22 protein-coding genes and 1 pseudogene are annotated in these 24,123 nt (G+C 72.7%); 14 read left to right on the top strand and 9 right to left on the bottom strand.

The window, feature by feature from the left end; all coding sequences use genetic code 11:
• The first annotated feature begins 80 nt into the window (after positions 1–80).
• Entirely contained in the window at positions 81–1,040 is a 960-nt protein-coding gene (locus RB614_RS39500) for a sensor histidine kinase (protein WP_308717845.1), read from the top strand.
• Positions 1,037–1,693 (top strand): response regulator, encoded by a 657-nt coding sequence (locus tag RB614_RS39495; RefSeq protein WP_308717844.1) that lies wholly within the window; start codon positions 1,037–1,039, stop codon positions 1,691–1,693. Before RB614_RS39500 ends, RB614_RS39495 begins: the two co-directional genes overlap by 4 nt.
• A gap of 4 nt (positions 1,694–1,697) precedes the next feature.
• Here RB614_RS39495 and RB614_RS39490 read toward each other — a convergent pair whose 3' ends face one another.
• Both RB614_RS39490 and RB614_RS39485 read right to left on the bottom strand, forming a co-directional pair.
• On the bottom strand, positions 1,698–2,504 hold the full coding sequence (locus RB614_RS39490; protein ID WP_308717843.1) for an RNA polymerase sigma factor SigF: 807 nt from the start codon (positions 2,502–2,504) through the stop codon (positions 1,698–1,700).
• Positions 2,505–2,615: 111 nt separating this feature from the next.
• Complete coding sequence (locus RB614_RS39485) at positions 2,616–3,638, bottom strand: class I SAM-dependent methyltransferase (protein WP_308717842.1); 1,023 nt, start codon at positions 3,636–3,638, stop codon at positions 2,616–2,618.
• A gap of 103 nt (positions 3,639–3,741) precedes the next feature.
• Here RB614_RS39485 and RB614_RS39480 point away from each other — a divergent pair, with 103 nt between their 5' ends.
• From RB614_RS39480 to RB614_RS39460, 5 genes are all read left to right on the top strand, one after another.
• On the top strand, positions 3,742–4,167 hold the full coding sequence (locus RB614_RS39480) for a TOBE domain-containing protein (RefSeq protein ID WP_308717841.1): 426 nt from the start codon (positions 3,742–3,744) through the stop codon (positions 4,165–4,167).
• Complete coding sequence (modA, locus tag RB614_RS39475) at positions 4,164–4,967, top strand: molybdate ABC transporter substrate-binding protein (protein WP_308717840.1); 804 nt, start codon at positions 4,164–4,166, stop codon at positions 4,965–4,967. The genes RB614_RS39480 and modA overlap by 4 nt, the downstream gene beginning before the upstream one ends.
• 4 nt (positions 4,968–4,971) lie before the next feature.
• Positions 4,972–5,784: an ABC transporter permease gene (locus RB614_RS39470; RefSeq protein WP_308717839.1), complete on the top strand. Its 813-nt coding sequence runs from the start codon at positions 4,972–4,974 to the stop codon at positions 5,782–5,784.
• Entirely contained in the window at positions 5,781–6,851 is a 1,071-nt protein-coding gene (locus RB614_RS39465; protein ID WP_308717838.1) for an ABC transporter ATP-binding protein, read from the top strand. Before RB614_RS39470 ends, RB614_RS39465 begins: the two co-directional genes overlap by 4 nt.
• Before the next feature lie 79 nt (positions 6,852–6,930).
• A complete protein-coding gene (locus tag RB614_RS39460) occupies positions 6,931–7,704 on the top strand; it encodes an alpha/beta fold hydrolase (protein WP_308717837.1) in 774 nt (257 codons plus the stop codon).
• Between the two features lie 135 nt (positions 7,705–7,839).
• Here RB614_RS39460 and RB614_RS39455 read toward each other — a convergent pair whose 3' ends face one another.
• From RB614_RS39455 to RB614_RS39440, 4 genes are all read right to left on the bottom strand, one after another.
• Entirely contained in the window at positions 7,840–8,211 is a 372-nt protein-coding gene (locus RB614_RS39455; RefSeq protein ID WP_308717836.1) for a VOC family protein, read from the bottom strand.
• A 9-nt stretch (positions 8,212–8,220) separates the two neighbouring features.
• On the bottom strand, positions 8,221–9,429 hold the full coding sequence (locus tag RB614_RS39450) for an MFS transporter (protein WP_308717835.1): 1,209 nt from the start codon (positions 9,427–9,429) through the stop codon (positions 8,221–8,223).
• A gap of 306 nt (positions 9,430–9,735) precedes the next feature.
• Complete coding sequence (locus RB614_RS39445; protein WP_308717834.1) at positions 9,736–10,290, bottom strand: protein-tyrosine phosphatase family protein; 555 nt, start codon at positions 10,288–10,290, stop codon at positions 9,736–9,738.
• Positions 10,291–10,450: 160 nt separating this feature from the next.
• Positions 10,451–11,788 carry a cellulase family glycosylhydrolase gene (locus tag RB614_RS39440; RefSeq protein WP_308717833.1) on the bottom strand — a complete coding sequence of 446 codons (1,338 nt, stop codon included), beginning with the start codon at positions 11,786–11,788 and terminating at the stop codon, positions 10,451–10,453.
• A 271-nt stretch (positions 11,789–12,059) separates the two neighbouring features.
• On the opposite strand from RB614_RS39440, the gene RB614_RS39435 reads away from it, so the two are divergent.
• From RB614_RS39435 to RB614_RS39415, 5 genes are all read left to right on the top strand, one after another.
• On the top strand, positions 12,060–12,341 hold the full coding sequence (locus RB614_RS39435) for a hypothetical protein (protein WP_308717832.1): 282 nt from the start codon (positions 12,060–12,062) through the stop codon (positions 12,339–12,341).
• Positions 12,342–12,533: 192 nt separating this feature from the next.
• The gene (locus RB614_RS39430) at positions 12,534–13,517 is read left to right on the top strand and encodes a hypothetical protein (protein WP_308717831.1); all 984 of its coding nucleotides are present in this window, start codon (positions 12,534–12,536) and stop codon (positions 13,515–13,517) included.
• Between the two features lie 158 nt (positions 13,518–13,675).
• On the top strand, positions 13,676–14,812 hold the full coding sequence (locus RB614_RS39425; protein WP_308717830.1) for a low temperature requirement protein A: 1,137 nt from the start codon (positions 13,676–13,678) through the stop codon (positions 14,810–14,812).
• Positions 14,813–14,914: 102 nt separating this feature from the next.
• Positions 14,915–15,370, top strand: a complete 456-nt coding sequence (locus tag RB614_RS39420; protein ID WP_308717829.1) for an iron chaperone — start codon at positions 14,915–14,917, stop codon at positions 15,368–15,370.
• Between the two features lie 176 nt (positions 15,371–15,546).
• Positions 15,547–18,165, top strand: coding sequence for a sensor histidine kinase (locus tag RB614_RS39415; protein WP_308717828.1), 2,619 nt, complete (start codon positions 15,547–15,549; stop codon positions 18,163–18,165).
• A 203-nt stretch (positions 18,166–18,368) separates the two neighbouring features.
• Here the strand turns inward: RB614_RS39415 and RB614_RS39410 are convergent.
• Positions 18,369–18,844: pseudogene (locus tag RB614_RS39410) on the bottom strand (nucleotidyl transferase AbiEii/AbiGii toxin family protein).
• Between the two features lie 182 nt (positions 18,845–19,026).
• The gene (locus RB614_RS39405) at positions 19,027–19,272 is read right to left on the bottom strand and encodes a monooxygenase (RefSeq protein ID WP_308717827.1); all 246 of its coding nucleotides are present in this window, start codon (positions 19,270–19,272) and stop codon (positions 19,027–19,029) included.
• 328 nt (positions 19,273–19,600) lie between these two features.
• Between RB614_RS39405 and RB614_RS39400 the strand changes: the two genes are divergently transcribed.
• Positions 19,601–20,188: a TMEM165/GDT1 family protein gene (locus RB614_RS39400; RefSeq protein ID WP_308717826.1), complete on the top strand. Its 588-nt coding sequence runs from the start codon at positions 19,601–19,603 to the stop codon at positions 20,186–20,188.
• 47 nt (positions 20,189–20,235) lie between these two features.
• Here the strand turns inward: RB614_RS39400 and RB614_RS39395 are convergent, their stop codons facing one another.
• Positions 20,236–23,223 (bottom strand): 3-keto-alpha-glucoside-1,2-lyase-like domain-containing protein, encoded by a 2,988-nt coding sequence (locus tag RB614_RS39395; protein ID WP_308717825.1) that lies wholly within the window; start codon positions 23,221–23,223, stop codon positions 20,236–20,238.
• 367 nt (positions 23,224–23,590) lie between these two features.
• Here RB614_RS39395 and RB614_RS39390 point away from each other — a divergent pair.
• On the top strand, positions 23,591–24,123 hold a 533-nt coding region (locus RB614_RS39390; RefSeq protein WP_308717712.1), incomplete at its 3' end, for a hypothetical protein.

The raw sequence follows: 24,123 nt of genomic DNA, 5'->3' as shown, positions 1-24,123 counted from the left end.
GCGACTGCCCGTTCCCCCGGCACGAAAAAAGCGGGCAAACCCGGCATAGTAGGGAGGGCCGCCGAGGAAGGAGTACCGCGATGTCCCTGTTCTGGCGGATCTTCCTGCTCAACGCCGCCGTGCTGACCGTCGCGGTGACCCTCCTGCTGTTCGGGCCGGTCACGGTCTCCACGCCGGTGCTGTTCACGGAGGTGGTGATCCTCACCGCCGGCCTGGCCGCGATGCTGCTGGCCAACGCGGTGCTGCTGCGCATCGGCCTGGCCCCCCTGCAGCGCCTGACCCGGGCGATGGCCACGATCGACCTGCTCCGCCCCGGCCCGCGCCCGGCCGTCACCGGACACGCCGGGATCGCCGACCTGATCCGCACGTTCAACGCGATGCTCGACCGCCTGGAGGCCGAGCGCGCCGCCAGCACCGCGCGGGCCCTCTCCGCGCAGGAGGGGGAGCGGCGGCGCATCGCCCAGGAGCTGCACGACGAGGTCGGCCAGACGCTCACCGCGGTGATCCTGGAGCTCAAGCGGGTCGCCGACCGGGCGCCCGAGCCGCTTCGCGGCGAGCTGCACCAGGTACAGGAGACGACCCGCGACGGCCTGGACGAGATCCGCCGCATCGCCCGCCGGCTCCGCCCCGGCGTACTGGAGGAGCTCGGCCTGGTCAGCGCGCTGCGCTCGCTGGCCACCGAGATCTCCCAGCACAGCGGCGCGGCGGTACGGCAGCACTTCGAGGGCGACCTGACCGGCCTCGACGACCAGGTCGAGCTGGTCGTGTACCGGGTCGCCCAGGAGGCGATGACCAACACCGCCCGGCACGCCGGCGCCACCCGCCTCGACATCACGCTGCGCCGCACCGCGGGCGGGACCGAGCTGCGCGTCGCCGACAACGGCAAGGGGCTGGGCGCCGCCCCCGAGGGCGCCGGCATCCGGGGTATGCGCGAGCGGGCGCTGCTCGTCGGCGCCACGCTCACGCTCGGGCCGAGCCGGGAGGGCGGCACCGAGGTACGGCTTTGCCTGCCGGCCGCGGACGGGAGCCGGCGACCATGACACCGACGCCGACCCGGATCCTGCTCGCCGACGACCACGCCCTGGTACGCCGGGGTGTGCGCCTCATCCTCGACGGCGAGCCGGACCTCGCCGTGGTGGCCGAGGCGGGCGACGGCGCCGAAGCCGTCGAGAAGGCCCGCGCCACCCGCCCCGACCTCGCCATCCTCGACATCGCCATGCCCCGCCTGACCGGGCTGCAGGCCGCCCGCGAGCTGACCCGGCTCCAGCCCGAGCTGCGCATCCTGATCCTGACCATGTACGACAACGAGCAGTTCTTCTTCGAGGCCCTGCGCGCCGGCGCCAGCGGGTACGTGCTGAAGTCCGTCGCCGACCGCGACCTGCTCCAGGCCTGCCGGGCCGCGATGCGCGACGAGCCGTTCCTCTACCCGGGAGCGGTCAACGCGCTCATCCGCAACTACCTCGACCGCGCCCGCCACGGCGAGCCCGTGCCCGCCAAGGCCATCACCGACCGCGAGGAGGAGGTGCTCAAGCTCGTCGCCGAGGGCCACTCCTCGAAGCAGATCGCCGAAATCCTGGTGATCAGCGTCAAGACGGTGGAGCGGCACCGCGCCAACATGCTGCAGAAGCTCGGCCTGAAGGACCGGCTGGAGCTGACCCGCTACGCCATCCGCGCCGGCCTCATCGAGCCCTGAGCTCTCAGATGGCGGTGGAGAGCTCGTCTCGCAAGCGGGTGAGCGTCCTGGAGAGCAGGCGGGACACGTGCATCTGGGAGATGCCGATCCGGTCGGCGATCTGCTGCTGGGTCAGGCCGCCGCAGAAGCGCATCAGGATGATCTGGCGCTCGCGCTCCGGCAGCGTGCGCAGCGCCTTGGCCAGGGTGGTCCGGGCCTCCACGGTCGTGTAGCCGGGGTCGTCGGCGCCGAGCAGGTCGCCCAGGGCGGTGCCGGCGGGGTCGCCCGCGACCGGGGCGGACAGCGAGGTGGCGTTGTAGGCGCGGGCGCCCTCCATGCCCTCCAGCACGTCCTCCTCGCTGACTCCCAGGTGGCCGGCGACCTGGGCGACCGTCGGCGAGCGGCCCAGCCGCTGGGTGAGCGTGGCGTTCGCGTCGTTGATCATCAGGCGGAGCTCCTGCAGGCGGCGCGGCACCCGGACGGCCCAGGTGCGGTCCCGGAAGTGCCGCTTGATCTCGCCGATGACCGTGGGGACCGCGAAGCCGACGAAGTCGGTGCCGCGGCCGGGATCGAACCGGTCCACCGCCTTGATCAGCCCGAGGGTCGCCGTCTGCACCAGGTCGTCGAAGGGCTCGCCGCGGTCGCGGAACCGGCGGGCCAGATGTTGAGCCAGCGGCAGCAGCCGCTCGATCGCGCGCTCGCGGAGGGCCGCCCGGCGCGGATGGTCCCGCGGCAGCCGGGCGAGCGCGGCGAGCAGGTCGGTGGCGACGTCGTCCATCCGGGCGGACGGCGCCGGCGCGGACGATGGCTGGTGTGTCGATGTGACCGTCATGGTGACCCCTCCCCGAGTCGGTCGCCGCGAGGGCGCGCAGTCAGACGAACAGCTAGACAGACCATAGTCGATCGGTCATGAAAGCGCTAGCCGTTTGTATGAGTAACTTGCCTACGTATCGACTCCGGGCTCCTGGCGGTCGGCGACGGCGAAGAAGCGATGCGGCGGGTCGTCGTACACCCGCAGCCGCCACCCGGTGCGCCCGGTGGCCGCCCGCAGCGGCCCCTCGGCGAGCGGGTCGTCGGGGCGCGGGGCGTGACCGTGGCGGGCGGCGAGCGCGATCCGGCCGGAGGGGTGGAAGAGCACGAGCCGGCCGCCGGGACGGGTGATCCGGGCGAGCTCGGCCAGCCCGACCCGCGGGTCGGCCAGGTGGGTGATCAGCCCGGCGGCGAAGACGGCGTCGGCGGCCCCGCCGGCGATCGGCAGGTGGTGGGCGTCGCCGAGCAGCAGGGTGGCGCCGGCCGCCTCGGCCCGCGGCCGGGCGACGGCCAGCATCTGCGGGGTCAGGTCGACGCCGACGACCGTACCGCCGGGACCGGTGGCGGCGCGCAGCGCGGGCAGCGCCCGGCCGGTGCCGCAGCCGACGTCGACGACCACGCCGCCGGTGGCGATGCCGGCCTCGCTGACCGCGGCCGCGTACGCCGGCAGGTCGTCGCCGAACTTGGTGTCCCAGGTGTGCGCCCGGGTGGCGAAGAACGCCCGGGACTCGGTGATGTACCAGCGGCCGTGCCGGGCGAGCCGGGCGGTCAGGTGCCGGATCACCGGCCAGCCCGGGTCGTGCAGGTCGACCACGATGTCGGCGTCCTGGTGCCGGTCGGTGGCGCCGGCGGGCGGGGTGCGCAGCCAGATCACCACGTCCCACCGTCCGGCCGGCGGGCGGCCGCGCCATCCCGGCCCGTCGGCGAGCGCGATCTCGTGCCCGGCCGCCCGGCCGTCGTCCGGGCTGAGGCGGGCGCAGGGACGTCCGGCCGCGCGCAAGGCGGCGGCGAGGCGGTCGGCGACCATCCCGGTGTACCCGCGGCCGTCCACGACGACCGACGGGGTGCCGTCCGGGATGGCGGCGGCGAGATTGGCCAGGACCTCGGACCAGCGGCGGGCCTGCTCCTCGGCCGGTGGCGGCGGCGGACCGGGCATGGAACCATCATGCAGTTGCGGCATCGGGAAGGCCAGTCTCTGGGAGGATGCGAGCCTCAACCGCCTCTTTGCATCGCACGTGCTGGCGGCTAGGGTGCTCGGTGTGACGGTGTTCCGGATCGGTGAGGCCGCCGAGCTTCTCGGGGTGAGCGCGGACACGGTGCGCCGGTGGGTGGACGCCGGCCGGCTCGCCGCGGGCCGGGACGAGCACGGCCACCGGGTCATCGACGGCGCCGACCTCGCCGCCTTCGCGCGCTCCCAGGCGGGTGAGGCGGACGAGCGCTCGGACGCCTCCTCGGCGCGCAACCGGCTGCGCGGCATCGTCACCGCCGTGGTCAAGGACACGGTGATGGCGCAGGTGGACATCCAGGCCGGGCCGTTCCGGGTGGTGTCGCTCATGAGCCGCGAGGCGGTCGACGCCCTCGACCTCGAGGTCGGTTCGGTGGCCGTGGCGGTGATCAAGTCGACCACGGTCGTGGTGGAGCGCGCCGCCCCGACCGTCCTCAGTAGAGGGAGGACCAGTCCGTGAGCACAGGTGGGATCCGGGTACGCTTCGCCGCGCTCCTCGCGGTGGCGCTCGTCGGCCTGGCCGGTTGCGGCGACGACGGCGACGGCGCCGCCGCGCCCGGGGCCAGCGCCGCCGGCTCGGGCGTGACCGGGCAGGTGACGGTCTTCGCGGCGGCGTCGCTGACCGAGTCGTTCACCCGGATCGGCGAGGACTTCGAGGCGGCCAACCCGGGGACGACGGTGACGTTCAACTTCGCCGGCAGCTCACAGCTCGCCACCCAGATCAACCAGGGCGCCCCGGCCGACGTCTTCGCCGCCGCCTCCCCGGCCACCATGAAGACGGTCACCGACGCCGGCAATGGCGACGGCACCCCGGTCACCTTCGTGCGGAACCAGCTCGTCATCGCCGTACCAAAGGGGAACCCGAAAGGGGTGACCGGTCTCGCGGACCTTGCCAAGCCGGGGGTGAAGGTCGCGCTCTGCGCGGAGCAGGTGCCCTGCGGCGCCGCCGCCGCGAAGGCGCTCGACGCCGCCGGGGTGAAGCTCACGCCGGTGACCCTGGAGCAGGACGTGAAGGCGGCACTGTCCAAAGTGAAGCTCGGCGAGGTGGACGCCGCACTGGTCTACCGCACCGACGCCAAGGCCGCGCCCTCCGATGTGGACGGTGTCGAGTTTCCCGAGTCGGCCGGCGCGGTCAACGACTACCCGCTCGTCGTGCTGAAGGACGCCCCGAACAAGGCCGCCGCGCAGGCGTTCGCCACCTACGTGCGCTCCGACAAGGGCATCGCCGTGCTGACCGCGGCCGGGTTCCAGGCCCCGTAGGCGGATGGGCACCAGGGGCACGACGGTCCGGCGCCGCGGGGGCAGCGTCCCACTGCCGCTCGTCGTGCCGGCCGCCCTCGGCCTGCTGTTTCTGGTGCTGCCGCTGGCCGGGCTGCTGGTCCGGGCGCCCTGGACCACGCTGCCGCAGCGGCTGACCGAGCCCGGCGTGCTCACCGCCCTGCGGCTGTCGCTGCAGACCGCCACCCTCGCCACGCTGCTCTGCCTGATCCTCGGCGTACCCCTCGCGTGGCTGCTGGCCCGGGTCCCGTTTCCGGGGCGGCGGGTGGTCCGGGCGCTGGTCACCGTGCCGCTGGTGCTGCCGCCGGTGGTCGGCGGCGTGGCGCTGTTGCTGGTCTTCGGCCGCCGCGGCATCGTCGGCGGCTGGCTCGACTCGGCGTTCGGGATCACGCTGCCGTTCACCACGACCGGGGTGGTCCTCGCCGAGGCGTTCGTGGCGATGCCGTTTCTGGTCATCGCCGTCGAGGGGGCGCTGCGCGGCGCCGACACCCGCTACGAGGAGGCGGCCGCCACGCTCGGCGCCGGCCGGTGGACGACGTTCACCCACGTCACGCTCCCGCTGGTCGCCCCCGGCATCGCCGCCGGGGCGGTGCTGTGCTGGGCGCGGGCGCTGGGGGAGTTCGGCGCCACCATTACGTTCGCCGGCAACTTCCCCGGCCGCACCCAGACCATGCCCCTGGCCGTCTACCTCGCGCTGGAGACCGACCTGCAGGCGGCCATCGTGCTCAGCCTCATCCTGCTCGCCGTCTCCGTGACCATCCTGGCCAGCCTGCGCGACAAGTGGATCGCCAGCCCATGACCGCGGCCCCCCTGCTGGACGCGCGGCTCGTCGTCGAGCACGGCGACTTCCGCCTGGACCTGCGCCTGACCATCGACAAGGGCGAGGTCGTCGCGCTGCTCGGCCCCAACGGCGCCGGCAAGACCACCGCCCTGCGCGCCCTCGCCGGCCTGCGGCCGCTCACCGCCGGGTACGTGACGCTCGACGGGCGAGACCTCGACCGCCCCGACCGTCGGGTGTGGACACCCACCGAGCACCGGCCGATCGGCGTGGTATTCCAGGACTACCTGCTCTTCCCGCATCTGTCCGCATTGGACAACGTGGCGTTCGGGCCGCGCCGCCACGGGGTACGCCGGGAGGCCGCCCGCGCCCGCGCCGCCACCTGGCTGGACCGGGTGGGGCTGGCCGACCACGCCGCCCGCAAGCCGCGCCACCTCTCCGGCGGGCAGGCGCAGCGGGTCGCGCTGGCCCGGGCGCTCGCCGTCGACCCCGCCCTGCTGCTGCTCGACGAGCCGCTCGCCGCCCTCGACGCCCGTACCCGCCTCGACACCCGCGCCGAGCTGCACCGGCACCTCGCCGAGCACCCCGGCGCCACGCTCCTGGTCACCCACGACCCGCTCGACGCCCTCGTCCTGGCCGACCGGCTGGTCATCGTCGAGCACGGCCGGGTCGTGCAGGAAGGCGACGCCGCCACCATCACCGCCCAGCCGCGCACCGACTACGTGGCCCGCCTCGTCGGCCTCAACCTCTACCGCGGCACCGCCGACGGGCACACCGTACGGGTCGCCGACGGGTTTGCCCTCACCAGCGCCGACCGGCTCGACGGCGACGCGTTCGTCGCGTTCCCACCCGCCGCGGTCGCGCTGCACCCCCGGCGCCCCGACGGCAGCCCGCGCAACGTCTGGGCGGCCACCATCAGCGGCATCCAGCGGCACGGCGACAACCTGCGGGTCCAGCTCGACGGCCCGATCCGGGTCGCCGCCGACGTCACCCCGGCCGCCGCCGCCCACCTGCGGCTCATCCCCGGGCAGCCGGTCTGGGCCGCGGTCAAGGCGGCCGAGACCCGCGCGTACCCCGCCGGCCCGTGACCCGGGCGGCCGGCGGTCAGAGGATCGGCTTGCCGCCGGTGACCGCGCCGGAGATGTAGCTGGCCTAGTGTCTAGGCCGATGACTATCGCGCATGACGTGGCCGGCGACGGCCCCACCGTCGTCCTGCTGCACTCCACCGTCTGCGACCGGCGGATGTGGGATCCCCAGGTGCCGGCCCTGGTCGACGCCGGATACCGGGCGGTCCGCGCCGACTTCCGGGGCTTCGGCGAGACCCCGGTGCCGGACGGGCCGTACAGCGACGCGCGGGACGTGCTCGACCTGCTCGACCTCCTCGGCGCCGAGCGGGTGGCGGTGGTCGCCGCGTCCGGTGGCGGCCGGGTCGGGCAGGAGGTCGCGGCCCGCTGGCCCGGACGGGTGGGCGCGCTGATGCTGGTCAGCACCGCGCTGGGCGGGCACGAGCCGGGGGCCGAGCTGCGCGCGTTCGGCGAGCGGGAGGAGGCACTGCTCGCGGCGGGCGACGTCGGCGGGGCCACCGAGCTCAACGTGACCACCTGGCTCGGCCCGTACGCCGGCGAGCCGGCCCGAGCCGAGGTGCGGGAGATGCAGCGCCACGCGTTCGAGACGCAGCTCGCCGGCGACGCCGGGGCCGAGCCGATCCGGGTGGAGTTCGACGCCTCCGCGATCACCGCGCCGACGCTGCTGGTCTCCGGCGCGCACGACCTGCCCGACTTCACCCGGATCGCGGCCACGCTCGCCGGCCGCCTGCCCCGCGCCCGCCACATCGCGCTCGACTGGGCCGGGCACCTGCCCAGCCTGGAACGGCCCGAGGCGTTCAACCCGCTGCTGCTCGACTTCCTCCACGCCGACTTCCCGCCGGGCCGCGATGCCTGAGGCGAGCCGCACGGCGGTGCTGGTGTGGCAGGGACGGGCGGTCGCGCACGGGCGGATCGTGCCCGGCCGCTTCGCCGACCCGGTGGCGATGCCGCTGCCGCGCGCGGAGGAGCGGGCCGCCGTCGCGGGGGAGGATCAGCCGTTCGGGCGGGAGGCGATCGCCTGCAGCGCCCAGCTGTTGCCGTCGGGGTCGCGGAAGTAGACGAAGTCGCCCCACGGCTGCGGGTCGACGTCGCTCGCCGCCACGCCCACCTCCAGCAGCCGCTCGCGGGCCGCCGCGGCGTCGGCGACCACGACCTGGATCTCCTGGGTGCCGGGCGTCTTGTCGGTGATGCCCTCGCCGAGCACGATGGAGCAGGCCGAACCGGGCGGCGTGAGCTGCACGAAACGCAGGCCCTCGCGCACCTTGTGGTCGTGGTCGGCGTGGAAGCCCACCTTGACGTAGAAGTCCTTCGCCCGGTCGACGTCGGTGACCGGGACCGGGATGAGCTCGATCTTCCAGTCCATGACCTCACCCTAGGGCGAGGGTGTGACACCCGGCGCGGACCGGGCCGGGCCGGGCTCCGGGGCGGGGAGGCGGCGGGCCAGCGGCCGGTAGAGGGCGGCGCTCGCCGCGATCACCACCGGGGCCAGCGCGAAGCCGGCGGCGACGCTCGCGGTCCGCTCCAGGATGGCGCCGTCGAGCGCGGCGCCGAGGGCCGCCCCGCTGGTGAACGCGGTCGCCACCCAGGCGAACGCCTCCGCCGCCGTGCCGCTCGGCGCGATCCGGTCCACCGCGACGAACGTGGCGGTCAGCAGCGCCGGCAGCGCCAGCCCGCTGAGCACCGCGAGCGGCAGCATCACCGGGGGAGCGGCGGCGAGCAGCAGCGGCAGGTACCCGGCGGCCAGCCCGGCGGCGATCCACGGCGCGTGCCGTTCCGGGAGCTTGAGCCTGGTGTTGGCGAGCCCGCCGGCCAGCGCGCCGGTCGCCTGGGCGGCGAGCAGCCAGCCGGCCCACGAGCGGTCGCCGGCCTCCTCCGCCAGCCGGGTCACCGCGACCGGCAGCGAGCCGACGCCGGCGCCGACCAGCACGGTCGCGACCAGCAGCAGGCGCAGCGGGGTGGAGCGGAGCGGGCCGGCCCAGTGCCGTTCGGCGGCCACGCCGCGCCACGCCCGCACCGCGGGCGCGGAGACGAACCAGGCGGTACCGGCCAGCTGCAGCGCCGCGGTCGCATACAGGCCGGCGGCCGGGCCACCCGCCCCGATCGCCGCGACCGACACCAGCGGGCCGACGATGAAGATCAGCTCCTGGACGGCGATGTCCAGCGAGTACGCGGTGTGCACCCGGGACCGCGGCAGCAGGTCCCGCCAGAGCACCCGAAGCCCGGACTCGAACGGTGGGGCGCCCGCCCCGGCCAGCAGCGCCGCCGGCACCGCCACGCCGAGCGGCGGGCCGCCCGCGGCGAGCGCGAGGAACGCCGAGGTCGAGACCGCCACCCCGGCCAGCATCACCGGCGGCTGGCGCCACCGGTCGGCGACCCGGGCGAGCATCGGACCACCGCCGGCCAGCCCGATCGTGTACGCGGCGACGAGCAGCCCGGCGACCCCGATCGACCAGCGTTCCCGGGCGAAGAGCAGCAGCGCGACCGGTGCGGAGGCGAGGGGGATACGGCCGACGGTGCTGGCGGCGAGCACGCGGGCCACCTGGGCGGCGCGCAGCACGGCGAGGACCCCTGAGTCGGACATGACGAACGCTCCCGCGTTTCTGGCGACTGGACGGCGGCGGAGGGCCGGAGACGGCCGGGCCGCTCAGGGAGCGAAGTCGCCGCGCTCGTGGTCGAGGCCGTAGAGCGGGAGGTCAGGCGTGATCCACTGGCGGTAGGCGCTGCGCGAGATCACCGCGTCACCGTACCGTGCCGCGGCGGCCGGCCGCCGCCGGCGTCCGCGTTTCCGGATCTCGCCCGCTGGCCCGGGCGATGGTCTGTGATCGAAGCTCCCCTCACGTCGTTCTAGCGACATGAGGGGAGCTTCGATCACGGCCGTGCGAGGTCTCTAGACGCGCAGTGATCCGAGCGGGAGGCCGCCGGCGGCGAGCCAGCCCTCGACGCTACGCGCGTACGCCTCGACCATCACCGCCTCGGCGCGGTGGCCGGTGATCAGGTCGGCGGCGCCGGTGGCGGAGTGGCCGCGCAGGCGCAGTACCGCGTAGGCCAGCATCACCGAGCGGCGGCGCCCCTGGTGGCAGTGGATGAGCACGCGCGCGTCGGGGTCGCGGTCGAGCACGCCGGCGGCGAAGTGGGCGGCGGCCGACCAGAGCCGCGGCCGCTGGCGCTGGCCGAAGTCGAGCAGCGGCACGTGCACCACCCGGCCCGGCCCGAAGACCGCCCGCTCGGCCGCGAGTTCCTGCGACAGCAGGATCTGCGCCCGGGACCGGCAGTTGACCACGTGGGTGACGCCCTGCGCGGGCAGGCCGGGGAGGGCGGTGGCGAGCGGCAGGCCGCCGACCGCCACGCGCTCGTCGCCGATCCAGCTCAGCGGCGGGGCGAGCCGGTCCGGCCGGTAGAACCGGGTGCTGTAGTGGTAGTACCGCTCCCGCCATTCCGCCATGGATCCAGACTAGGCGGGCCGCGCACCGGGCGAGGCCGGGTTGAGCAGGCACGCGGCGGGCGCCGGCCCGTCCGTGATGCCCGCCAACGTCCGTGGTCGAAGCTCCCGTCAAGTCCTTCCAACGGCTTGACGGGAGCTTCGATCACAGCCCGTCGCGGCGCTAGGTGGCCGCGCAGGTGAGGGTGGGCGCGCCGTTGCCGCCGTTCCACGAGCCGAGGAAGCCGAAGGTGGTGCTGGCTCCCGCGCCGAGGGCGCCGTTGTAGCCGACGTTGCGGGCGGTCGCGGTGGCGCCGCTGGTGGTCACGGTCGCGTTCCAGGCCTGGGTGACGCCCTGCCCGTTCGGGAAGGTGAGGGTGACGGTCCAGCCGCTGATCGCGCTGCCGCCGGCGGTGACCCGCACGTCACCCTGGAAGCCGCCCGGCCACTGACCCGCCAGGGAGTACACGGCCGTGCAGGCCTTCGCCCCGGGCGGCGGGGTGGTGACCGGCGGCGTGGTCACCGGTGGTGTGGTGGTGGGCGGGGCGTCCCCGAAGATCGTCGCCTGCTTCGCGGTCGCCTTGATGCCGTCGGCGCCGTTGAAGATCCGCTGCCCCCACGTGGTGAGCTGGCCGGGGTCGAAGTTGGTGGCCATGTCGAGGATCGGGTCGCTGTTGCCGCTCCACGACCAGCCGAGGTACCCGATGCCGCGGGCCTGCGCCTCGGCCAGGATCGTGTCGTGGTCCACCTCGCCGGAGTTGAACCGCCAGCCGAACTCGCCGACGACCAGCGGCCACCCGTTCGCCTGGAACCGGTCGAGGTAGTCGGTGATGCTCGCGGCCGTGTTGAACACCGCGTACATGTGGATGGAGAGCACGGTGTTGTGCTGGGAATCGGCGTCCAGGATCGTCTGCGCGTTGTCCCGCATGACGTACTGCCAGTCCTGGCCCCAGTTCGGGGCGTCGACCATCAGCAGGTGCTCGAAGCCGTTGGCGCGCATCTTCTGGATCGCGGCCGTGGTGGCGGCCGTCCACTGTGCCGCGTTCGTGTTGCCGATCGGCTCGTTGCCGATGTTGATCACGACGTAGTTCTCCTGGCCGGCCAGCGCGCTCTTCTGGCTGATCCAGTAGTCGACCGCCTCGTCGAGGCTGGCGGCCGCGCCCTCCTCGCCGTACCCGGTGGTGTCGTGCACCTCCAGGACGCAGATCATCCGGTTCTGCTTGCACAGGCTGATCACGTTGGCGACATCGGTGGAGGGACCCCAACGCTTGCCGCTGCCCAGCACAACGCGCACCGTGTTGGCGCCGAGCGCCTTGATGTTCGCGAACGAGCTCGTCTGGCCGGTGAACCAGACGTGCGGGTGGTTGACCCCCCGCATCACGAACCGCTGTCCGTTCGCCTCGACGATGTTCGTGCCGCTGACGTGCAGGCCCACGGCCGCGTCCGCCGGCCGCACGAACATCAGGACGGATGCCGCGGCGGCCACCAGGGCGACGCCGAGGACGGTGAGCTGTCTTTTCATGACCTACCTCAGGGGAAGGCCCCGGAGCCCGGGGCAGGAAGGATCCGCGAAGGACCCGCTGATCTCTGCCCGGCTCACAGCGGCAATCAGCGTAGGTCAATGCGCTCGCGGCGCGCAACGGCCCCCCGGCGGCCAACGGATTTGCTCGTTGCCCGCCGCCCGGAAGATCGATAGATTTCGGCTGTCGGCACTCGAATGCACTTGGTTTCACGTTCGAATGCTCTTGGTTCACGTTCGGTGAAGGAACAGTCGGCGCGATCGCGGGGCGGCGATGTCGCAGGGCATATTGTTCGTCGAGAGGCTCGGCGTGCGGGTCCAGACCGATGGCCCGCTGGCCGCCATCGACGGCCTCCTGACCTGGCAGGAATTCCAGTCCACCATCGCCGCGATCGTGGGCGGCCCGGTCGCGCTGGCGGAGCGGAGAATCGCCGTCGAGCGTGACGGCGAGCGGGGCGTGGTCACCTACGGGCACCTCACCGACGGCTCGGCCAGCCTCCTGCGCCGCGCCCTTTCCGGCGCGGTCGCGGCGCACCCTTTCCTGCCCCCGGAATAGGCAGGTTTCCTAACGGCTTCCGAACTGCTTTCCGAACTGCTTTCCGGGCCGCGACCACCCTGGCCGCCCTCGGGGTGGCCTGGCTCCGGACCGCGACCAAGCGTCCGCCGTCCGGTTTCCACCTCAATGGCGGAGAGTTTTGCCCGACGCCCCCAGCCGTCCACCCGCCGGAGCCGTGGTTTGATCTGGTCCGTGGTCCGGACAACCCCACCCCGCCCGGTCGACGTGGCGTCGCTCGTTCCCGCGCTGGCCGCGCACGCCCGCCCGACCACCCGCCTGCACCCGCGCCCGGGCGCGCCGACCGCTGCGGAGAGCTCGATCGGCGGGCCGCTGCGCTGGCCGGCGGGCGAGCCGTGGCCGCACTGCGACGACCCGCACGACGACCTGGGCGAGCTGTCGCCCCCGGCGGCGGTACGGCGGCGCCGTGCCGTCCTCGGCGCGGCCTGGGCGCGCACGCCCCGTGGCGAACGGCTGCGGATCACCGAGGCGGAGCGGGCCGAGGTCGAGGCCCTGGAGCCGGCGGCCGGCCTGGACGGGAAACCGGTCGCGATGGTGCCGGTCGCCCAGCTGTACCGGCGGGACACGCCCGGATTCATCGGCCCGGACGGCGCCGACCTGCTCCAGGCGCTGTGGTGCCCGCTCGACCACGCCGACCGCGAGTACTGCCCGCGCGTCACCGCCCGCTGGCGCCGCGCGGCCGACGTCACGACCACGCTCGACACCCCGCCCGAACCGGTGGCCGTCGACGGCAACTACCTGCCCGAGCCGTGCGTGGTGCACCCCGAGCGGGTGGTCGAGTACCGGTACGGCGACCTGCTCCCGGAGGCCCTCGCCGACGAGGTCGAGGAACGCTTCTCCGGCGCCTACCAGTACGACCTGTCGATCGCGCCCGGCTGGAAGCTCGGCGGCTTCGCCTCCTGGCACCTCACCGACCCGTACCCGGTGGACTGCGAGGAGTGCGGCGCCCCGATGGAGCTCCTGCTGACCGCGGCGAGCGGCGAGTGGGACGGCGGCACCGGCAGCTGGCGCCCGGTCGAGGACGCCGAGGAGCCGGAGTTCATGGCGCTGCACGGCCCGCGCGACCCGACGGCCGTGGAGATCGGCCGCGGCTACTCACTGTGGATCTTCTACTGTCCGCGCTCGTTCGGGCATCCGGTCCAGACCGCGATGCAGTAACGGGGCCACCGCGGTGGCGGCGCCGAAAGCCGCATACCTGACGCGCGCACCGACGGCCGCGTTCGTCGGGCTTGGTGGCGTTTGACCGGATTGCCTGGTGGTACTACCGGCGGATGGCGGGAGGAGACACCCAGCCGTGGCCGCGCGGCGGAGCCGGGTTGAACCGCGCCACGGTATTGGAACTGTTCTTCGACCTCGCGTTCGTGTTGGTCCTGTCCCAGTTGTCGCACCACTTGGCGAACCATCTGTCCTGGCGGGGCCTGTTCGAGACGGTGGTGACGACCGCGGCCCTCTGGTGGATATGGACGGTGGTCACGTGGGTCACCGACATGTACGACTCCGAAGATCCGGCTCTCCAGCTGCTGGTTACCGTCCTCACCTTCGGTGTGATCGTTATGGCGGTCGCGATCCAGGGCGCGTTCGACGGGCACGGGATGATATTCGCCGCCGCTTACGTGGGAGTACACCTCATCCGCAATATCGCGGTGCTGGTCGTCGGGCGCGGCAAGGCGCTGAACCTCCCGTCGCTGCGGATGCTGCTGTGGCCGCTGGTCAGCGCGCCCCTGTGGTTCGTCGGCGCCGCGTTGCACGGCGGGTGGCAGTTGTGGCTGTGGACCGTCGGGATCGTCGTCGACTACGAGAGCATCGGGGCCCGCCGGCCTGTGCCACTGCTGGGCGGGCGCCGGGGACTGTGGCAGGTTGGCGGTGAACACCTCGCCGAACGGTACCGCCAGCTCCTGCTCATGGGTCTGGGCGACGCGTTCCTCACCATGGGCGCCGCGTGGCTCGACACGCCCTCGACGCCGCTGCGCGGCGCGACGATCGTACTGACCTTTCTGTATACGACGCTGCTGTTCCAGAGCTACTTTCGGGTCGCCGGTCAGCGACTGGCCGAAATGATCGCCGAGAGCGGCAACAAGGTACGCGTCGCCCGGCTGGCGGTCGATTTCCACCTGCTCATGTTGCTGGGCATCGTGATCACCTCGGTCGGCATAGATCTGATCATCCGGCACCCCCTCGAACGCACGCACGGGTTCTGGACGGCGGTCATCGTCGTTGGCCCCGCGCTGTTCATGCTCGGCCGGATCCTGTTCGGCCGGCTCGTCCTGAGCCGACTGTCGCCATCCCGGGAGATCGCGCTGATCGGACTGCTGGCGATTACTCCACTGGCTGGAGTACTCCCGCCGATCCTCACCGGCGTGGCGGCGACGGCGGTCCTCGCGGTCGTCCAGTTGCCCAGGATCAGCAAGCGATTTGCCCGATGGATCCACGAGCCGGTACTCGAAGAAGAGTGACTGGCCGATCTCCACCCGGTCAGGTTTCAAGAAGCCGCCGCCCTCCGCCCCTTCCTAGCATCAGGATCAACCCGTTGGGACCGACGGCTGAAGGGAACCGCGATGAAGGAGACCAGGACCGCCAAGCGCGCCGCCGCTGACGGCACGACCGAGGGGTTCACCGCCGAGGAACGGGCCGCCATGAAGGAGCGGGCCAAGGAGGTGAAGTCGGCGCGTAGGGGCAAGACGGACGCGGAGAGCGACGTGCTCGCGAAGATCGCCGAGATGGCGGAGCCGGACCGCAGCATGGCGGCGCGGCTCCACGCCGTCGTCAAGGCCAACGCGCCGGACCTCTCGCCGAAGCTCTGGTACGGGATGCCGGCGTACGCCAGGGACGGCAAGGTCGTCTGCTTCTTCCAGAACGCGGCGAAGTTCAAGTCGAGGTACGCGACGTTCGGCTTCAACGAGGACGCCCACCTCGACGACGGCGACATGTGGCCGACCGCCTTCGCGCTGACCGCGCTGACCCCCGCCGTGGAGGAGCGGATCGGCGCGCTCGTCCGGAAAGCGGTGAGCTGACCGGGCGCTCGCGCCGGAGCGGACCGACCAAGGTGCCGTGCCGCGAATCCGGCGGCCACCCCCGGGCGGCCAAGCAAGCCGCCCGGTGAAGCCGGCAAAAGTAAGGCGGCCGGCAAAGTAAGGCGCACCGGCACAGCAATCCGCCGGCACCGCCCGTGGCGCGGGAAGATCTAGCCATGGCACGCGGTCAACTGCGTATCTACCTCGGTGCGGCGCCCGGGGTGGGTAAGACGTTCACCATGTTGCAGGAGGCGCACCGGCGTAAGGAGCGGGGCACTGACGTGGTGGTCGGGTTCGTGGAGACGCATGGCCGTAAGCACACCGCGGCGCTGGTCGGTGATCTCGAGGTGGTGCCGCGTAAGCGGGTTTCGTATCGCGGCACCACGTTCGAGGAGATGGATGTCGAGGCGATCCTGGCCCGGCGTCCGCAGGTGGCGGTGGTGGACGAGTTGGCGCACACGAATGTGCCCGGCTCGCGCAATGCCAAGCGGTGGCAGGACATCCAGGAGTTGCTGGAGGCCGGTATTACGGTGCTGTCGACGGTGAATATTCAGCATCTGGAGTCGCTGAACGACGTGGTGCAGCAGATTACCGGTGTGGTGCAGCAGGAGACGGTGCCGGACGAGATTGCCCGGCGGGCCGAGCAGGTGGAGCTGGTCGACATGACGCCGGAGGCGCTGCGGCGGCGGATGGCGCATGGCAACATCTATCGGCCGGACAGGATCGATGCGGCGTTGGGTAACTACTTTCGGGTCGGCAATCTCACCGCGTTGCGGGAGTTGGCGTTGTTGTGGTTGGCCGACAAGGTCGATGAGCAGTTGGATCGGTATCGGGCTCAGCATCACATCGGGGGTACCTGGGAGACCCGGGAGCGGGTGGTGGTGGCGTTGACCGGCGGGCCGGAGGGTGACACGTTGATCCGCCGGGCCGCCCGGATCGCCGCCCGCACCAAAGGCGCCGACCTCATGGCCGTACACGTGGCCCGCTCGGACGGGCTGGCCGGCGCCGACCCGGCACTGCTGGCCAAGCAGCGGCTGCTGATCGAGAGCCTCGGCGGCACCTACCACCAGGTCACCGGCGGCGACATTCCCACGGCGCTGCTCGACTTCGCCCGCGGCGTCAACGCCACCCAGCTCGTACTCGGTGCGAGCCGCCGCGGTCGCCTCGCGCAGATCTTCTCCGCCGGCGTCGGGGTCACCACGACGGCCCGGTCCGGACCGATCGACGTGCACCTGGTCACCCACGAGGAGATCGGCCGGGGCCGGCGCCACCTCACCGCCGGGGCGAACCCGCTCTCGCGCGGCCGCCGGCTGACCGGGTTCGGGCTCGCCCTGCTCGGGCTGCCGCTGCTCACGCTCGGCCTGCGCGTACTGCGCGACGAGCTCTCCCTCGCCAGCGACGTGCTGCTGGTACTCGCCGCGGTCGTGGCCGTCGCGCTGGTCGGCGGCATGTGGCCGGCGGTGGCCGCCGCGCTGACCGGGTTCCTGCTGCTCAACTTCTTCTTCACCGAGCCCTACCACACCCTCGACATCGCCGACCGGGAGAACGTGCTCGCGCTGCTGGTCTTCCTCGTCGTCGCGGTGCCGGTCGCGGCCGTGGTCGACACGGCGGCCCGCCGTACCCGGGAAGCCGCCGCGGCCAGCGCGGACGCCTCCACCCTCGCCACCGTCGCCGGCAGCGTGCTGCGCGGCACCCGCCCGCTGCCGGCCCTGCTCGAACGCCTCCGCGAGCTCTTCGGCCTCGACTCCGTGACCCTCCTGGAACGCCGCCCCGGCGCGCCCGAGGCCCCCGACCGCCAGCACGACCCGGCCGCCTGGCAGGTCGCGGCGTGGGTCGGCGGCGAACCGTGCGGGGCGCCGGGCGAGGGCGACGCGGACGTACCGGTCGACGGCGGCCTCGCCCTCGTGCTCCGCGGCCGGCCGCTCGCCGCCGAGGACCGGCGGGTGGTCGAGGCGTTCGCCGCGCAGGCCGCGCTCGCGCTGCGCCAGGAACGCCTCGCCGCCCAGGCCGCCGAGGCCGAGCCGCTCGCCGAGGCGGACCGGATGCGCACCGCGCTGCTCGCCGCGGTCAGCCACGACCTGCGTACCCCGCTCGCCTCCGCCAAGGCCGCGGTCACCAGCCTCCGCGGCCACGACGTCGCCTTCTCCGACGAAGACCGGGAGGAGCTGCTGGCCACCGCCGACGAGTCGCTGGACCGGCTCGGCCGCCTGGTCGCCAACCTGCTCGACATGAGCCGCCTCCAGGCCGGCGCGCTCGGTCTCACGCTCACCGAGGTCGGCGTCGAGGACGCGGTCCCGCGCGCCCTGGACGAGCTCGGCGACCAGGGGCGCGCGGTCCGCATGCGGTACCCGGACGACCTGCCCGCCGTCCGCGCCGACCCCGCCCTCCTGGAACGCGTCCTGGTCAACGTCATCGGCAACGCGCTCCGCTACAGCCCGCCGGACCGCCCGCCCACCGTCACCGCCGCCGACCTGGACGGCCAGGTCGAGCTCCGGGTGGTCGACCACGGCCCGGGGATACCGGAGGGGCAGCGGGGCGGGATGTTCCTGCCGTTCCAGCGCCGCGACAACCACAGCGGCGTCGGCCTCGGCCTGGCCCTGTCCCGCGGCCTCGCCGAGGCGATGGGCGGCACCCTCACCCCGGACACCACCCCCGGCGGCGGCCTCACCATGATCCTGCGCCTCCCGTCAGCCGAGCCGCCGGTCGCCGCCACCGAGGAGGAGGCGACCGCCCTGGCCGACAAGGCCATCGTCGAACGCATGCAGCGCCGCCCCCGCGACGCCGGCAGCACCTGACGGATCCGTTCGAAACCAAGGGAGAAGATGCGAGCTGCCGCGACGTCCGCGGTGGTCCGGACCGTTGCGCGGGGTCCCCGGGAAACGTGGAGCGCAGCGGAGCGTTTTCTTGGGGTGCTTTCCCGCGGCCTCACCCTCCGCGCTCCTCCAGCCAACCCCAACGGCCCGCCGGATCGGGGGCCCGACTCCGAAGCTGTCGGACCCTACCGGCGGGGCCAATGGGCAAGCCGCACCCGCAGGGCCGCGACGTCGTCTGCGGTAAGCCCGTAGTAGGCGAACCGTCCGTCGTTGAGCCGGTCCAGGTAGGTGCCCACGTCCAGGACGTCGCCGGGATCGAGCCCGGGATCCTGGCGGCGGGCCATCATGCGTTGCCCGTCGCTGACGAGAAACTCCTTCTGGTCGGCGTCGAAGCCGGCGAACAGGTCGCCAAGATCGCCGTCAGCGTCCTCGTCCTCGACCGTGTACCCAGCGCCGCGCAACGCGCGGCGCACCTCGCCGGTCGCCGCGGCAGCAGCCCCCCGAACGTACTGAACAGGTCGACGTCTTCGGTGGGCCGCTGCACCAGGCCCCGAAGTACCCAGGCGAGCCCGCCGCCGAGGACGAAGCCGTGGCTACCGGCTGCGGCCAGTGCGATGCGCGCGACATCGAGGTGGAAAGGGTCGGGCTGTCCGGATGTCATGCCGCCGCACGTAGTCGCGCGTGGCGGGCCTCCCGGGCCTGGCGGCGGCGGGCGCCGCGCCGGCGGGGAGGCGTGCCGGCGCGGCGGAACCCGGAGCGAGCCTACGAGCGGGTGCCGACGAGCAGGCCCAGGCACATCTCGTCGGCGGTACCGTCGCCCCACACGACGTAGCGCGGCGGGAGCTACTGGAGCTGGGGGAGCATCCGGCGCAGCTGGGCGTCGTGGGTGCAGGTGACCCGTACGACGTCGCCCCTCTCGACCTGGACCGGCGTGTCCAGCGGCCGGATGGCCTGGTCGTCGAAGTTGTACGCCGGGACGTCCAGCAGCACCTTGGCGCCGGCGGTACCCGGGTTGAGCTCGATCTTGATGGACCGTCCCAGCAGGTGCATGTGCCCGGCCGTGGCGTACACGGTGGCCGGCCCCTCCATCGGGTGGTCGCAGTGCTGGGTGACCCCCGGTGCCGGCTTCGTGCGGGAAACATCCGGGTTCGCCCCTGGATCAACCCTGAAGGGAAGATCGACCCGCGGTGATCCTCGTCGCGGCGGCGTGCGCGGGACCGCGGCGGGCGGATAGGGTGGGCGTCGCGAAGGGGAGTAGCTCCCAACGTCGTGGTCGACATGCTGGCGCGCGTTCTCGTGTGCCCGGCCACGCGGCCCCACCATCCACGCGTGGGGCGGGCGAGACCTTCGACTTGGCTGAAAAGCCGGGTCGAGGTCGCCCGTGTCCTGGTCCCGGCTCCGTTCCGGGAAGGGTGTCGTGGAAGGTTTCCTGGCCGCGCTGGCGGTGAGTTTCGGGGTCATTTTCGTCGCGGAGCTGGGCGACAAGTCGCAGCTGATGGCGTTGACCTTCGCCACCCGGTTCCGGCCGTGGCCGGTGCTGGTCGGGATCACGGCCGCCACGGCCGTGGTGCACGCGGTGTCGGTCGGCGTCGGGTACGGGCTGGGCGCGGCCCTGCCGACCGGGTGGATCTCACTCGCGGCCGGCGTGGCGTTCCTCGGCTTCGGCGCCTGGACGCTGCGCGGCGACAGCCTGACCGACGAGGAGCGGAGCCGGGCCGAACGGACCAAGCGGTCGGCGATCGTGGCGGTGTCGGTGGCGTTCTTCCTGGCCGAGCTGGGCGACAAGACGATGCTGGCGACGATCACGCTGGCCACCCAGCACGGCTGGCTGGGTACCTGGATCGGCTCGACGGTCGGCATGGTGGCCGCGGACGCCCTCGCCATCCTGGCCGGCCGGATGCTGGGCCGCCGCCTGCCGGAGCGGGCCGTCAGGTACGGCGCCGCCGCCCTGTTCGCGGTCTTCGGGGTGTGGCTGGTCGCCGGCGCCGTCGGGCAGCTCACCTGACGCGTGCCGGGCCGGTCGCCCGACCCGGCACGCACCGCCGCGCCGGGTCAGGTGAGCGGTTCGATCCAGATGTCGCGGTACTGCACGGCGTTTCCGTGGTCCTGCAGCCGGATCGACCCGGTCGCCGGACCCTCCGGGATGCTGCCGCCGGTCGGTCCGGTGATCGCGACGTCGTCGTGGACCACCACGCCGTTCCAGACCACGGTCACCCGGGCGTTCTCGGTCTTGGTGCCGTCGCTGCCGTACCGGGCGGCGCGGTACTCGATGTCGTAGGTCTGCCACGTCTCCGGCGGGGTCGCCGCGTTGACGTCCGGCGGTTTCTGCAGGTAGATCGCGCCGGCCTCGTTGTTGTCCAGCGTCGGGTCGCCGTACGAGTCGAGGACCTGGATCTCGTACCGCTCCTGCAGGTAGACGCCGCTGTTGCCGCGGTCCTGCCCGGTGACCTCCGGCGGCAGCAGCGGCACCTTGAACTCCACGTGCAGCCGGAAGTCGCCGAACGCCTGCTTGGTGCGCAGGTCGCCGCCGCGGACCTGCATGACGCCGTCCGGCAGGCGCGGCCACGAGGCCGTCCGGCCGTCGGTGTGCTGCCACTGCGACAGGTCACCGCCGTCGAACAGCACGATCCGCTCGCCGGGCGCGCGCACCGAGATCAGGTCCAGGTTGACGTGGCCGGTGTCGGTGGCGTCCACCCGGTACTGGATGGCGTTGACGCCCCGGCGCAGGGTCAGCCGTTCGGTCTTGGTGGCCCACTCCTCCCAGGTGACCGTGCTGGGCAGGACGGTCTGCCTCACCTTGCGGCCGTTGACGTACACGCTGACGGTCTTGTCGCCCTGGAACGGGTTGGGGCCGTTGCTGTAGCGGAGCCCGACCTCGTACTCGCCGGCCTTGGTCACCTCGGCGTGGATGGTGGTGGAGGCGTTCAGCGCGCCGTACCCGGCGACGAAGCCGACGCCGGAGAAGCCGCGGTGGTCGGTGGCGAGCGCGGCCCCGCCCTCGCGGTGCCCCTCCTCGGCCTCGTAGAAGACCCGGTCGGCCCGGGGGCCGGGGATCTCGTTGAGCGTGTACCAGGCCTCGGTGCTCCACAGCTCCTCGCCGTTCTGTGCGGTGAACGGGCGCGGCGAGCGCAGGTGCACGACCCGGTCGCGCTCGAGGCCGTCCACGCTCAGCGTGACGCTCTTGCGGTCGGCGGAGACCTTCGCGCCGGTGACGGTGAGCGCCTCCTCGTCGACCTTCGGGCCGCCGTACGCCGGGGTCGGCGCGTACCGCCACTGCTCGAGCTCGTACCGCTCGGTGATGTTCTGGATCGTGTCGGTGGAGAGCGGCCGGGTGTACTCGATCGTGAAGCCGTTCCGGGTGGCGCTCATCGACTTCATGTCGAAGACGTTGGTGCCGTTCGGGGTCAGCTTCTGCAGCCCGTAGGTGAGCTTGCCGGTCTGGCCCCAGTTGCCGCCGGCGCCCAACCCTCCGATGTAGACGTCGCCGTCCGGGCCGAGGCTGACCTCGTTGACACCGGCCTCCAGGCCCTGGGTGTGCCGGAAGACCGCGCCCTGGTCGACGCCGTGCACCTTCTCCAGGTACGCGCGCTGCAGCCCGCCGTAGGTGACGTCGCCGATCAGCAGCTGGCCGCGGTACGGCCCCTTCTTGAGCAGCACGGGGGTGCTGGGGGAGTTGGCGATGTCGTTCTGCGGCAGCCACAGCACCGGCCGGCTCACCGGGTTGGCGTCGAACGGTCCGGCCGGGTTGGTGTAGTGGTTGAAGAACGCGTCCTGCTCGATCTTCACCAGCTTGGAGGCGGGCAGCCAGCCGCCCTGGTTGTCGGTGACGAGCAGGTCGCCGTCCGGGCCCCAGCCGATGCCGTTCGGGGTGCGCAGGCCGCCGGCGACGAAGCTGACCTTGCCGGTGCGGCGGTTGACCACGATGCTCGTGCCCCGGCTCGGCGCGGGCTGCGGGTTGGTGGTGGCGCCGCCCAGGTCGATCGCGACCGAGAGGTTGAGGTAGAAGTTGCCGCCTTTGTAGAGCAGGCCGAACGCGAACTCGTGGAAGTTGCCGCCGAACGGCCAGGTGGCCACCGTGCGGCGCTCGTCGGCGACGTCGTCACCGTTCGTGTCGCGCAGCTCGGTGAGCTCGTGCTTTTGCGAGACGTAGATGGTGCCGTCGACGACCGCGACGCCCTGCGGCTCCTTGAGGCCGCCGGCGACCTTCTTGTAGGTGACCTGGTCGGGGCCGGTCGCGCCGGTGACACCGTCCAATATGTACACCTCGCCGAGGAGCTGGTCGCTGCCGCCCCAGGTGCTCACGACCAGCCGGCCGTCGGCGGTCCAGGCCATCCCGGTGACCTGCGGCTCGAATCCGGCCGGGCGCAGGTCGGTCAGCGTGTAGCCGGGGTTCGTCGAGTCCAGCGGGAGGCCGTCTCCCGGCGAGTCGCTGACGCCCTGGCACGCCTTGTACCCCGGTGCGGTCACCCGGACGACGCCGGCGTCCGTGCTCAGCACCGAGTTGGGCACGACGGTGAACGCCTCCGCGCCCGGCGGCCGCCACGACAGGGTGAGCTGCTGGCCGCCGCCGGCCTCGAAGTGCTCGATCCGCAGCGCGTGGTAGCCCTCGGTCAGCTCGACGGTGCCGTCCTTCGAGGTGGCCCCGTGCAGCCCGTCGTGGTCGACCACGACCGCGTCGTCGACGCTGAGGCGGGAGCCGTCGTCGCTGGTCAGCCGGAACGTGTACGCGCCCGCCGACGGCACGTCGAGGTTCGCGGTGACGTGGGTGAGGAAGTTGTCCTCGAAGCCGAAGTCGGCCGCGCTGGTCCAGTCGACGACCGGCATCAGCTTGTCGACGTTCGGGGTCTGCCCGGGCTTGAGGGTGCAGATCTGTTCGAGGGGTACCCGCACGTCGTACGTGCGCAGCGTGACGCCGGGCTCCTGCGGGGGCAGGTCGGCGGCCCGGGCGGCGGCCGGCGCGGCGGCGACCAGCGGCGGGCCGAGCAGCGCGGCGCCGAGAAGCGCCACGAGACGTCGTGCTCGTGGGGGGCGAGGGGGCATGTCTGTCCTCCTTCGACGGTGCTCGGGTGGCGATCGCCGTCGAGAACCGCGCCGAGGGTGCCTGCCCGGTGGCGGAGAGCTGAACCTCGATCATGGCGACAGGGGACATCATCGACCACATTCGTCAGAGCCGCCAGATCTTTCGATGCAAATCTTCAAACTTTTATCTTCGTGAGCAAAACGCATGCCACGGCAGCGTGCGCCAGCTGGCGCGCCATCCTCGCCGAGCCCGCCGCCGCCCTGGAGATCGCCGGGTGGGAGGTCCCTCCGACCTGGGGACTTTGGTCCTGTGGAGGTGGGGAGTTCCGGCTCAGGTGCTGATCTTCGGTTCGGGTGAGGCTGTGGGTGTCAACGAAACGAAGGCGCGATGAGGCTTCCGGAGGCGGCGATGACCACCACCAACAGTGGTCCGGTGAAGGTGCCGGCCCATGCTCTTGAGACTGCTGAGGCTCCTGGGCACATGCTCACCACGACCGCTGCCCGTGCTTTGGCGGTGTTGCGGGTGGGTACCGGGTTTGTGTTCCTGTGGGCGTTCTTGGACAAGACGTTTGGTCTGGGGTTTTCCACCCCGGGTGAGCGGGCCTGGATCAACGGTGGCTCGCCGACCAACGGGTTCCTGTCCCACGTGCAGGTGGGGCCGTTCCAGTCGGTCTCGCATGATCTGGCCGGGCTGTGGTGGGTGGATGCCCTGTTCATGGTCGGGATGGCCGCGGTCGGGTTGGCGTTGATCGCGGGGATCGGTCTGCGGGTCTCGGCCGCCGCCGGTGGTCTGATCATGTTGATGATGTGGGCCGCGGAGTTTCCCCCGGACCGGTACACCGCCGCTGGTGAGGCGTCCGGGTCGACCAACCCGTTCATGGACTACCACCTGGTCTACGCCATCGTGCTGGTCGTGCTCGC

It is taken from the genome of Phytohabitans maris, assembly GCF_031085175.1.
Lineage (GTDB): Bacteria > Actinomycetota > Actinomycetes > Mycobacteriales > Micromonosporaceae > Phytohabitans > Phytohabitans maris.
This window is presented reverse-complemented; position numbering and strand designations above follow the sequence as displayed.

Coding starts and splice junctions, on each gene's coding strand:
- RB614_RS39500 (WP_308717845.1), top strand. CDS start 81: ATGTCCCTGTTCTGGCGGATCTTCCTGCTCAACGCCGCCGTGCTGACC.
- RB614_RS39495 (WP_308717844.1), top strand. CDS start 1,037: ATGACACCGACGCCGACCCGGATCCTGCTCGCCGACGACCACGCCCTG.
- RB614_RS39490 (WP_308717843.1), bottom strand. CDS start 2,504: ATGACGGTCACATCGACACACCAGCCATCGTCCGCGCCGGCGCCGTCC.
- RB614_RS39485 (WP_308717842.1), bottom strand. CDS start 3,638: ATGCCCGGTCCGCCGCCGCCACCGGCCGAGGAGCAGGCCCGCCGCTGG.
- RB614_RS39470 (WP_308717839.1), top strand. CDS start 4,972: ATGGGCACCAGGGGCACGACGGTCCGGCGCCGCGGGGGCAGCGTCCCA.
- RB614_RS39465 (WP_308717838.1), top strand. CDS start 5,781: ATGACCGCGGCCCCCCTGCTGGACGCGCGGCTCGTCGTCGAGCACGGC.
- RB614_RS39460 (WP_308717837.1), top strand. CDS start 6,931: ATGACTATCGCGCATGACGTGGCCGGCGACGGCCCCACCGTCGTCCTG.
- RB614_RS39455 (WP_308717836.1), bottom strand. CDS start 8,211: ATGGACTGGAAGATCGAGCTCATCCCGGTCCCGGTCACCGACGTCGAC.
- RB614_RS39450 (WP_308717835.1), bottom strand. CDS start 9,429: ATGTCCGACTCAGGGGTCCTCGCCGTGCTGCGCGCCGCCCAGGTGGCC.
- RB614_RS39445 (WP_308717834.1), bottom strand. CDS start 10,290: ATGGCGGAATGGCGGGAGCGGTACTACCACTACAGCACCCGGTTCTAC.
- RB614_RS39440 (WP_308717833.1), bottom strand. CDS start 11,788: ATGAAAAGACAGCTCACCGTCCTCGGCGTCGCCCTGGTGGCCGCCGCG.
- RB614_RS39435 (WP_308717832.1), top strand. CDS start 12,060: ATGTCGCAGGGCATATTGTTCGTCGAGAGGCTCGGCGTGCGGGTCCAG.
- RB614_RS39420 (WP_308717829.1), top strand. CDS start 14,915: ATGAAGGAGACCAGGACCGCCAAGCGCGCCGCCGCTGACGGCACGACC.
- RB614_RS39415 (WP_308717828.1), top strand. CDS start 15,547: ATGGCACGCGGTCAACTGCGTATCTACCTCGGTGCGGCGCCCGGGGTG.
- RB614_RS39405 (WP_308717827.1), bottom strand. CDS start 19,272: ATGGAGGGGCCGGCCACCGTGTACGCCACGGCCGGGCACATGCACCTG.
- RB614_RS39395 (WP_308717825.1), bottom strand. CDS start 23,223: ATGCCCCCTCGCCCCCCACGAGCACGACGTCTCGTGGCGCTTCTCGGC.